Here is a 10,641-nt window from a genome sequence, read left to right as displayed (position 1 = left end):
AGCGACTCGACCCGCGCGTCGGTCTCGGCTGAGGTATCGACATGCACGGCGCGGTCGGCGCCCAGCGCCAGCGCGGTGCGCAGCTGCTCCTGGGCGGCCCTGGGGCCGACGGTCACGGCCACGACCTCGCTGGCCACCCCGCGCTCCTTGAGGCGCACCGCCTCTTCCACGGCGATCTCGCAGAAGGGGTTCATGGCCATCTTGACGTTGGTCAGGTCGACGTCGGAATGGTCCGGCTTGACCCGGATCTTGACGTTGTAGTCGATGACGCGCTTGACCGCGACGAGGATCTTCATGGTTCTCTCCTGGCTATCACTCATTTTTCGACGAAGGCGCGTTCGATGACATAGTCGCCCGGCTCCCCCTGCTGGGGGCTGGCCTGGAAGCCCCAGTCGTCGAGCATGGTGGTGAGTTCGTGGAGCATGCCGGGGCTACCGCACAGCATCACCCGGTCGGTCTCACGGTCGAGCTGGGGCAGGCCGATGTCCTCGCAGAGCTTGCCGCTCGCCAGCAGGGTGGTGATGCGCCCCTGGTGGCGGAACGGCTCGCGGGTCACGGTGGGGTAGTAGATCAGCTTGTCGCGGATCTCCTCGCCGAGGAATTCGTGCTCGGGCAGCTCGCGGGTGATGTGGTCGTGGTAGGCCAGCTCGCTGACGTAGCGCACGCCGTGCACCAGCACCACCTTGTCGAAGCGTTCGTAGACCTCGGGGTCCTTGATGATGCTCATGAACGGCGCCAGGCCGGTACCGGTACTCAGCAGGTAGAGATGCCTGGCCGGGGTCAGGTCGTGGATCACCAGGGTGCCCACCGGCTTGCGGCTGACCATGATCTGGTCGCCCACCTGGAGGTGCTGCAGGCGCGAGGTCAGCGGGCCATCGGGCACCTTGATGCTCAGGAACTCCAGGTAGTCGTCGTGGTTGGCGCTGACGATGCTGTAGGCGCGCATCAGCGGCTTGCCCGCGACCTCGAGGCCGATCATCACGAAGTGGCCGTTCTCGAAGCGCAGCGCCTGGTCGCGCGTGGTCCGAAAGCTGAACAGGGTGTCGTTCCAGTGGTGAACGCTGAGCACATTGGCAGTGGCGATGGCAGCCATGGTGATTCCCTCCAGGGGTTGTGCATCCGCGGATGCGTGAAGCGAAAATGTCGGTCGAGTGTCGTCAGGCGATGGGCGACAGCCACGCCAGCAGCGTCATGACCAGCAGCGCCAGGGCTCCGCTGAGCAGCACCAGCAGCAGCAGCGGGCGCCAGCCCTGGGTGAGCACGTCGCCTATCGAGGTGCGCATGCCGAGTGCCGCCATGGTGACCAGCAGGCACCAGTGGGAGGCCGTCACCAACCCCTCGCGTAGCGCCGGCGAGAGCAGCTCGAGGCTGTTGAGGACGAACAGGGCGACGAAACCGAGCAGGAACCAGGGGAACACCCCACCCTCGCCTTGCCCGCGCCGCAGCAGCAGGCCGATCAGCAGCACCAGCGGCACCAGCAGCGCCACCCGCAGCAGCTTGGTCAGGGTCGCCACGTCACCGGCCGCGTCGGAGACCAGGTAACCCGCCCCGGCCGCCTGGGCCACGTCGTGGATGGTGGCGCCGAGAAACAGGCCGGCCTGGGCGTCGCCGTAACCCAGCATCGCGACCAGCGGGGGATAGGCCAGCATGGCCAGGGTGCCGAGTGCGGTGACACAGACCACCACGCCGAGCAGGCGGCGCTCCTCGAGCCGGCCCGCCGGTAGCGCGGCGGCCACCGCCACCGCCGCCGAGACGCCGCAGATGGCCACGGCCGCCCCGCCCACCAGGCTGTGCGTCGAGGGCAGCCCCAGCCAGCGTCCCAGCCAGAGGGCCAATCCCAGGATCAGGGGGACACTGACCAGCACCACCAGCAAGGGCAGCAGGCCCACCTCCTGAAGCTGGGCCAGGCCGATCCGCGCGCCGAGCAGGGCGACCCCCAGGCGCAGCACCCGCCGCGCGCAGAAGCCGACCCCCGCCAGCAGCCGCGCTTCACGCGCCTGGCCGGAGAAGCCGAAGCCCAGCAGCAAGGCCAGCAGCAGCGCCGGGGCGCCATAGTGTTCGGCCAGGAAGCTGCCGGCCAGGGCCAGCACTCCGCACAGGGCCACGCCAGGGTAGTGGCGCTTGAGCGCCTCCCATGGCGGCGACACGGCCACCGGTACGGGCCCGTTCATGGCTGGGCCTCCCCCAGCTCGCGCAGGTAGGCCCAGGGGTAGAGCCCGCGGTCGTGGCCGTCGGAGAAGAACAGCTGCAGACCGCTGACGCCGAACAGCGCTACCTTGTCGATGGTGATGTCGACGTCGTAGAGCGTCAGCCGGCCGCGACGCTGCGCCTGGGTGCAGCTCGCACAGGCACAGGCCATGCGCAGGGTCAGGCAGCTGATACGGCTGCGGTGGCCCTCTGGCCAGCTCAGTTCCAGGTGTCTCTCCCGCCGGTTCAGGCGAACCTCCAGCGGCGGCGGGACGATCTCGGGCAGTGCAGACATGACGGTCTCCTTGGATGATTCCCGGGGCGGTCGCGCAGGCACAGGGCCGGCACCTCCGGCGCAGGCGGCGAGACGCTGACCTCGCTCATCGGCCGGGCGCTGTCGCTGACGGTGGCGCCCAGCACGACGGCCAGCAGGGCAACGCGCACGAGGCAACTCGTCATGACAAGTTGGCGCATGGGTCAGCGCTCCAGGTACTGCAGCTTCTCGCCCCGGTCGACCCAGTGGTCGGCCTCGCCCAGGGGTGAGCGGGTCTCGCTGATCACCGGCCATACCTCGGCCAGTTCGGCATTGATCTCGAGGAAATGGGCCTGGTCCGCGGGCAACTGGTCATCGGCGACGATGGCATCCGCCGGGCACTCCGGTACGCACAGCGAGCAGTCGATACAGGCCACCGGATCGATGACCAGGAAATTGGGCCCCTCGTGGAAGCAGTCCACCGGGCACACCTCGACACAGTCGGTGTACTTGCAGCGGATGCAGTTCTCGGTAACGACAAAGGTCATGGCTTGACTCCTCTACAGGCGGCTCGGACCTGCCATCGGCAGAGCAGGGTGAGGGCCCTGCTCGTTCGGCCGGCGTGTCCTCAGGCGGCGTTGTCCAGTTGCGACTGGGCCCAGCGGGCCAGCTTGCGCACGTCCGGGTCCGGGTCATCCATGGCCCTCTCGATGAAGGGGCGGCACGCGGGGTCGGCGATCGCCCCCAGGGCCCCGATCGCCGCCTTGCGCAGGTTGCTCATCGGATCCTCGGCGCACACGCCCAGGGCGGGGATGGCGGCGGTGGAGCCGAGCCGCCCCAGGGCATCGGCGGCCTTCTCGCGGACCTGCCAGGTGGCATCGCGGCTGGCCTCGATCAGCGCCGCCAGGCCCTGCTGGTAGTCCAGCTTGCCGATGCCGGTGGCCGCCTCGCAGCGCACCTGCCAGTGGCCATCGCCGAGCCCCTCGACCAGGGCCGGACCGACCCGCTCCGCCGCGGCATAGACCAGGGTGCCGGTGGCGGCACGCCTCACCTCGGGATCGACGTCGTCCCGGGCACGCCCGATCAGCGCCGGCAGGTTCGCCTCGGCCTTGAGCCAGCCGAGCACTGCCACCGCCTCGCGGCGCACCCGGGGATCGGCATCCTCCAGGCGTGCCAGGGCCGGCGCCTGGGCCTCGCTGACCCGCAGCGGCTTGAGGGCACGCAGGATGCCGGCCACCACGAAGGGGTCGCGGCTCTCCGCCAGGGCGGCCAGCAGCGGCGGTGCGGCGCTGGGGTCCTTGAGGTCGGCCAGGGCATGGGCCGCGCCGTTGCGCACCACCTCGTCGCTGTCGCTCAGGGCGGCGATCAGCGAGTCGGCGATATCCTCGGCATCGAACTCGTCGACCACCTTGGCCGCCTCCTGGCGTACCGAGGCGTCGGGATCCTTGAGGGCCTGGACCAGCAGCTCGGCCGCTTCCGGCTCACCGGAGTCGACCAGCCCCAGCACCGCCACACGGCGGATGCCCGGGTCGTCGGAGGCGAGCCGTTCGGCCAGCGCCTGCAGTTCGGGATCGGCGTAATGGGTCATCTTTCACCTCAGCGCAGCAGATAGGGGATGTCGACGGTGACGGCGTCGGTCGGGCAGTCGGCCTCGCAGGGCATGCAGTACCAGCACTCGTCGTACTTCATGTGGGCCTTGCCGGTCTCGGGGTTGATCCACAGCACGTCGAGCGGGCAGACATCGATGCAGACGGTGCAGCCCTTGTCGGCGATGCACTTCTCCTCGTCGACGATGACGGGAACGCTGGTGCGTTGGTTGGCGGTGGGCATGTCATTTCTCCTTGCAGCGGGTCGGCGGAGGCGCTCAGGCGTTGGCGGCTTTCTTGACGCGCAGCTTCTGGTAGGCGTCCTTCTCTTCGCCGAGCTCGACGATATAGGGGGCCACCGGCCGTGTGCCGCTGGCCATGTTGCCGTGCTCGTCCTTGTAGAGACGGCTGTGGCAGAACCAGTCCTGCTCGTTCTGCTCCGGGTAGTCGACGCGGTAGTGGTAGAGCCCCCAGCGCGATTCGGTGCGGAAGAGCGAGGCCCGGGCGGCCATCTCGGCGCAATCGATGATCGACTGCACCTCCAGGGCCCGCAGCAGCTCGTGGGGGTCGGCGGCGCAGAGCCTGGGCAGGTCCTCGCGCACGGCGAGGATCCGCTCCAGGCCGATCTCCATCTTGCGGGTCACCTTGGGTGGCTGGAGGTAGTCGTTGACCAGCCGGCGCACCTTGTACTCCATCTGGGCGGGCGGAATGCCGTCGGTGACCGCCAGCGGCGCCCGGATGCGCTCGAGTTCCGCGGCGATATAGGCCTCGTCGAGGGTGGGTACCTCGCGTTCGGCGGCGAACGCCGCGGCGCTCTCGCCGCAGATCTGGCCGTAGACGAAGGCGCCGAGCATGTAGGAGTGGGCCACCGAGGCCATGTCGCCGGCGCCATAGAGCCCGGGCACCGTGGTGGCGCCGGTCTCGTCGACCCACACCCCCGAGGCGGAGTGGCCGCTGCAGAAGCCGATCTCGGAGATATGCATCTCCACCATGCGGCTGCGGTAGTCGGTATGGCGGCCGTCGTGGAAGCGACCGCGGGACGGTCGCTCGTTGGTGTGCAGGACCGTCTCGATCTCCTGGATGGTCTCCTCGGCGAGATGGTCCAGCTTGAGGAACACCGGGCCGCTGCCGGACTCGAGCTCCTTGAAGAACTCGAGCATCATCTGGCCCGACCAGTAGTCGCACTCGATGAAGCGCTCGCCGTAGGCATTGGAGGTGAAGCCGCCCAGGGGGCCGGTGACATAGGCACAGGCCGGGCCGTTGTAGTCCTTGAGCAACGGGTTGATCTGGAAGCACTCCAGGTTCGCCAGGTCGGCGCCGACATGGTAGGCCATGGCATGGCCATCGCCATTGTTGGCCGGATTCTCGTAGGTCCCGAACAGGTAGCCGGAGGTCGGCAGGCCGATGCGCCCGGCGGCGCCGGTGGCCATGATCACCGCCTTGGCGCGGATGATGATCGGTTCCGCGGTGCGGGTGTTGACGCCGACCATGCCGGCGATGCGGCCCTGGTCATCCTTGAGCAGCCGAGTGGCCTGGAAACGGTTCTCGATCTCCACCCGGTTGCGACGCAGGCGCCGGTAGAGGATCTTCTTGACGTTGTGGCCCTCCGGCATCGGCAGCACATAGGTGCCGAGGTGATGGACCTTCTTCATGTCGTAGTCGCCGGTCTCGTCCTTCTGGAAGTGCACCCCCCAGGAGTCGAGTTTCTCGATCATCGGGAAGGAGCGCTGGGCATAGGCCATCAGGGCCGGCTGATGGACGATGCCGTCGTTGGCGATGGTGATCTCCTTGACGTACTGCTCCGGCGTGGCATGGCCCGGCACGATGGCGTTGTTGAGCCCGTCCATGCCCATGGAGATGGCGCCGCTGCGCTTGACGTTGGCCTTCTCGAGCAGGATCACCCGGAGGCCGGGGTTCTGCTCCTTGGCGGTCACCGCCGCCATGGGCCCGGCGGTGCCCCCGCCGATGACCAGGACGTCGGTATCGATGACTGGGATGTCGTTCACGTTCATGATTCCTCCGATTTCCGATCCACGCGGAACTGGTACTTGAAAGCGTCACCCCTGAAGCAGAGGTATTCGAAGTCGACCGGCCGGCCCGCCGCGTCATAGGTGAGGCGCTCGACGCGCAGCACGGGCTCGCCGGTCTTCAGGTTGAGGTGGTACTGGCACTCCTCGTCGGCCAGCGTCGAGTCGATGGCGATATCCGCCGCCCCCAGGGGGATGGCGAAGAGATTCTCCAGCATCGGGAAGATGTCGCCGGAGAGGTCCTGGCCGAACAGGCGGCGGCCGATATCCATGGGGAAGTAGCTGTTTTCGATGGAGACAGGCTCGCGGTTGAGGTAGCGGACCCGCTTGATCTCCACCACCTCCTCGCCGGGCGACAGTGCCAGGGCCACGGCCACCGCCTTGGGCGCCCGGCACTCCTGGAGGCTCAGCAGGCGTGCGGTGGCCTCGTACCCCTGGGCCGACATGGCTTCGCCGAAGCCCTGTAGCCGCTGCACGTTCTGCACCGCCTTGGGCTTGCTGACGAAGGTCCCCTTGCCCTGGGCGCTGAAGACCAGCCCCTCGTTGTGCAGGTCGCGCAGCGCCTGGCGGATGGTGATGCGGCTCACCGCGAAGGTCTTCATCAACGCGTTCTCGGACGGCAGCCGCTCGTGGGGGGCATAGCTGCCCTCCAGGATCTGGCGGCGCAGGGCATCGCGAATCTGCACGTAGAGCGGCTGGGGCGACTCACCGGGCTGCAGCTTGAGTTCGGGACTTTTCATGGCCATCTCGTCTTGTCATGACATGTCATGACGTTGAAAAGGGAGTGGGCGACCCGGTGTGGCTCGGGCCGGTGGGCGCTCAGTGCTTCCGGTTCTGTTGCTCGAAGGCATGCAGCGTCTGTTCGCGTATCAACGCCAGGCATTCGCGCTTCAGCGCCATGAACGCCGGACTGGTCAGCAACTCGGCCTGGCGGGGGCGCTCCAGCTTGACGCGGATATCGGCGATGATTCGGCCAGGGCTGGCACTCATGACCACGATGCGGTCGGAGAGGAAGATCGCCTCGTCGATGTCGTGGGTGACGAACAGCACCGTGTTGCGAAACTCGCTCCAGATCTCCAGCAGGTTCTCCTGCATCATGGTGCGGGTCTGGGCATCCAGGGCGCCGAAGGGCTCGTCCATCAGCAGCACGCTGGGATAGTTGGCCAGGGCCCGCGCGATGCCCACCCGCTGCTGCATCCCGCCCGACAGGGTGGAGGGGTAGGCGTCCGCATAGCCGGACAAGCCCACCAGCGACAGGAAGGTCCGTGAAACGCTCTCGGCCTCCCGGGGGCCGACTCCGGCCATCAGCGGGCCGAAGGCGACGTTGTCCTTGACCGTCTTCCAGGGAAACAGCGAGTGCTGCTGGAACACCATGCCGCGATCGGGGCCGGGCCCGGCCACCGGCTGGCCGTCGACCAGCAGTTCCCCGTGCCGGGGCTTGACGAAGCCGGCGACGACATTCATCAGGGTCGACTTGCCGCAGCCCGACGGGCCCAGCAGGCAGACGAATTCACCCGGCTGGATCTCGAGCTGCGCCCCCTGAACCGCGGTGTGGGGGCCATGGTGGGTGTCGAAGACGATGTCGACATTGCGCACGCTGACATGCCCCTTGCCGGCTGCCTGACGAGGACGAAAACGGTCACGGTGTTCGAGGACGGCCGAGTGATGAGTGGTGGCAGCTGTGGTCATGGATCCGCTCCTGGATATGAGTCGATGGGGGAACCGCCGGCAGGTTCAGGACCGGCCCGCTTCCTTCTGCCAGCGCAGCAGTGGCGCGCAGCCCTTGCGAACCAGCAGGGTGCACAGCGAACCGAGGCCCCCGATCACCAGCATGCCGATGATGATTTTTGGATATTCGACGAGCGTGTAAGCGGACCAGGTGAAGTAGCCGATGCCGTACTGGCCGCTGATGATCTCGCCGGCCAGCAGGGAGAACCACGCCACCCCCATGCCGATGGCCAGGCCGGCGACGATGCTCGGCAGGGCACCGGGCAAGACCACATGCCGGAGAATGGCGGCGTTGCTGGCGCCCAGGCTACGGGCGGCGCGCACCAGCACCTTGGGCGTCTGCTCGACCCCATGCACGGTGTTGAGCACGATCGGAAAGAGCGCACCGAGGAAGGTAATGAACACGATGCTGGCCTGCTCGGTCGGCATCATCAGGATCGCCAGGGGAATCCAGGCCACCGCCGGGATGGGGCGAAGGATCTCGATATAGGGAAGGATGATGTCCTCGGCGAAACGTGAGCGCCCCATCATCACGCCGAGGGCGATACCGATCACCACGGCCAGACCATAGGCGATGGCGATACGCTCCATGCTGTGCAGAATGTGCAGGTAGAAGGTCTGGCTACTCAGCTGGGCGATGAACTCGGTGCCGACCACCACGGGATTGGGCACGTTCTCGAAGCGCAGGTAGAGATTCAGGTCATTCACCGCGGCCAGGTGCCAGATCATCACGGCCACCACGAGAGCGGCGATACGCACCAGATAGCGCCGCCAGTTCGCCGGCAACCTGGCGTGAGATGCCTCGACCGCCGCCCCCACGGCGTCGGTGCCTACCACGGTCTCCGTTGCGGCTCCATCGGCTTGAATCACGCCACGCTCGCCGGTGCTGGATGGCACGACGGCTGACGATGCCTGGAAAGGTCCTGGTTTCACGCTCATCGGGTTATCTCCTGCCACGGGGAGTTGCCTTGCTCCGGATCATTGCCGGGTATCGGCCCATATCGGTTATTGTTCTAGCTGCCACCTGGAGCATCTTGTACTAACAGGTCATGTCATTTACCCATATAGTTGCATCAGCCGTGCCAAGTCCCATCAAAACCAATCTATCCCTATGTTTTACAAGACATCCCCCACTTCCCCTCCATCGACTTCTGCCATTTAAACTGACATGCCCTCGCTCATCCGTGGTGCGAATGAACAAGTTCAGGCACCAATCTTGAAGCCATTTATTGAAATCAATCGACCAGCGACAGGACAACTAGTACAAGTGAGACTTGGCGCTTGAGTCCCGATGCCAAGCAAAAATAGACAAAAAAACGTGAGAAGATGGCCATCACCACCTCCTCACGCTCTTGTCGTGATACCGGACTTAACGACTACGGGCCCTCAGTTGGCCATGGCAATGGCCTCTTCTACCTGTTCGGACAGAGCGACGACTCTCCCCCCGTGTTCATCGGCGAACACTTCGGAATCGGCAAGCTTCATGAAGGCGGCCATATCACCATCATCGCTTTCGGCCAGGAAGGCTGCCTTGCCGAACATCTTCATTCCCGTCAGATGGTCATAGACATAACAGGCATATATCTCCCTGCCATCGGCACTCGCTTCACGATAGGCCGCCACCATGTCCGCCAGGCTATCGAACTCGACGACACCCGCGTCGGCATACCAGATCTGGGCGGGGCTCAGCTCGGGATCACTGGCGACGGGCGTCACCATGGTGTCCAGGGCCGCGGCGTAATCGAGCCCCCTCGCCTCGTAGGCGTTGCGGACATACTGATCATCCACCCAGGAAGCGAAGTCCAGGTCAGGAATGTTCATCTCGTCCTGCAGCAGCTGGTGGTCATACTCCAGTGCCTCCACCCACGCCGGCTTGATGGTCGCGTCCTGGGTGGTGATGCCACCCTCGCTCAGGTAGAGGTAGAGCACCTCCTTGGCCATGCCCGTCCACTCGGCGAGCTCGACCGCGGCCCTCATGGGGTCTTCGACAATCCACGCCTGGGCCTCCAGGGTCGCCTGGAGCACGGCCTCGACCACCTCGGGATACTGCTCGGCATAAGCCTCCCTGACGACCATGCCGTGGAAGGTGGGCACCTGCGCCTCACTGCCGTCGTAGATCTTGCGCCCGGTACCGCGGAACTCCATGACCTCGGACCAGGGCCCGAAGTCGGCATGGGCATCGATTCGGTTACCGGCGATGTTGGCGACCCCTACGGGCGGGCTCTGATCCACGATCGAGATCTGGCCTTCGAGGCCCGCATCACGCAGTGCCTTCAGGGTCATGCCCCAGGCGGCACTGCCCACCGGGGTGGAGATACGCTGGCCGGCCAGCTCCGCCAGGGAGTGGACGGAGGAGCTGACCGGCACCACGATGCCATTGCCGGTTCCCTGTAAATTGTAACCCGTGATGGCGACAAGGCGCGTCTGGTGTCGCCCGGTCTCCTGAAAACGCGCACCATTGACGATCAGCGGATAGTCCCCCATGACGCCGAACTCCAGATTGCCGGCCAACATCTGGTTGGTGATGGGTGGCCCGGAGTCGTAATCCCGGAAGATGATCTCGTACTCGGCATCGGCATAGTCTCCGTCGGTGGGCAGGTACTTTTCGATCAAGCCCAGCTTCTCGAGAACGATGCCTCCCGAGACGGTGTTGGTCACCATACTCTGGTGACCGATACCGATGCGTATCGTATCGGCCACCACCCCTCCGCTGACGAGAATCAATGATCCAGCCAGACAGCTCGCAAGTCGATTCTTCCCATGCTTCATGCCCAGTCACCTTGTTGTTTGATGTACTTGTACTAACCAGTCATTACCTCCACCATTATTCTGCAGCCCTCGTGCCATATCCCACCATCAC

The 10,641-nt window shown here is 65.8% G+C and carries 12 protein-coding genes; all 12 read right to left on the bottom strand.

Features of this window, described 5'->3' with window-relative positions:
• Positions 1–296 (bottom strand): electron transfer flavoprotein subunit beta/FixA family protein (locus C1H66_RS16975; protein WP_423133107.1); only part of this gene is annotated, 296 nt, incomplete at its 3' end.
• 20 nt (positions 297–316) lie between these two features.
• On the bottom strand, positions 317–1,093 hold the full coding sequence (locus C1H66_RS16970; RefSeq protein ID WP_102629061.1) for a ferredoxin--NADP reductase: 777 nt from the start codon (positions 1,091–1,093) through the stop codon (positions 317–319).
• A 64-nt stretch (positions 1,094–1,157) separates the two neighbouring features.
• Positions 1,158–2,171 (bottom strand): YeiH family protein, encoded by a 1,014-nt coding sequence (locus C1H66_RS16965; protein ID WP_102629060.1) that lies wholly within the window; start codon positions 2,169–2,171, stop codon positions 1,158–1,160.
• Entirely contained in the window at positions 2,168–2,482 is a 315-nt protein-coding gene (locus tag C1H66_RS16960; RefSeq protein ID WP_102629059.1) for a DUF971 domain-containing protein, read from the bottom strand. The genes C1H66_RS16965 and C1H66_RS16960 overlap by 4 nt, the downstream gene beginning before the upstream one ends.
• Positions 2,483–2,664: 182 nt before the next feature.
• Positions 2,665–2,988, bottom strand: coding sequence for a ferredoxin FdxA (gene fdxA, locus C1H66_RS16955; RefSeq protein ID WP_102629058.1), 324 nt, complete (start codon positions 2,986–2,988; stop codon positions 2,665–2,667).
• Positions 2,989–3,068: 80 nt separating this feature from the next.
• Positions 3,069–4,028 carry a HEAT repeat domain-containing protein gene (locus C1H66_RS16950; RefSeq protein WP_102629057.1) on the bottom strand — a complete coding sequence of 320 codons (960 nt, stop codon included), beginning with the start codon at positions 4,026–4,028 and terminating at the stop codon, positions 3,069–3,071.
• 8 nt (positions 4,029–4,036) lie between these two features.
• Positions 4,037–4,270: a 4Fe-4S dicluster domain-containing protein gene (locus C1H66_RS16945; RefSeq protein ID WP_102629056.1), complete on the bottom strand. Its 234-nt coding sequence runs from the start codon at positions 4,268–4,270 to the stop codon at positions 4,037–4,039.
• A gap of 34 nt (positions 4,271–4,304) precedes the next feature.
• The gene (locus tag C1H66_RS16940) at positions 4,305–6,038 is read right to left on the bottom strand and encodes a fumarate reductase/succinate dehydrogenase flavoprotein subunit (RefSeq protein WP_102629055.1); all 1,734 of its coding nucleotides are present in this window, start codon (positions 6,036–6,038) and stop codon (positions 4,305–4,307) included.
• The gene (locus C1H66_RS16935) at positions 6,035–6,793 is read right to left on the bottom strand and encodes a GntR family transcriptional regulator (protein WP_205738688.1); all 759 of its coding nucleotides are present in this window, start codon (positions 6,791–6,793) and stop codon (positions 6,035–6,037) included. The genes C1H66_RS16940 and C1H66_RS16935 overlap by 4 nt, the downstream gene beginning before the upstream one ends.
• 79 nt (positions 6,794–6,872) lie before the next feature.
• Entirely contained in the window at positions 6,873–7,742 is an 870-nt protein-coding gene (locus C1H66_RS16930) for an ABC transporter ATP-binding protein (RefSeq protein ID WP_102629053.1), read from the bottom strand.
• A gap of 45 nt (positions 7,743–7,787) precedes the next feature.
• On the bottom strand, positions 7,788–8,720 hold the full coding sequence (locus tag C1H66_RS16925; RefSeq protein ID WP_102629052.1) for an ABC transporter permease: 933 nt from the start codon (positions 8,718–8,720) through the stop codon (positions 7,788–7,790).
• Positions 8,721–9,167: 447 nt separating this feature from the next.
• On the bottom strand, positions 9,168–10,481 hold the full coding sequence (locus C1H66_RS16920) for an ABC transporter substrate-binding protein (protein ID WP_205738687.1): 1,314 nt from the start codon (positions 10,479–10,481) through the stop codon (positions 9,168–9,170).
• Positions 10,482–10,641 lie beyond the last annotated feature (160 nt).

The organism is Halomonas heilongjiangensis (assembly GCF_002879645.1).
Lineage (GTDB): Bacteria > Pseudomonadota > Gammaproteobacteria > Pseudomonadales > Halomonadaceae > Halomonas > Halomonas heilongjiangensis.
This window is presented reverse-complemented; position numbering and strand designations above follow the sequence as displayed.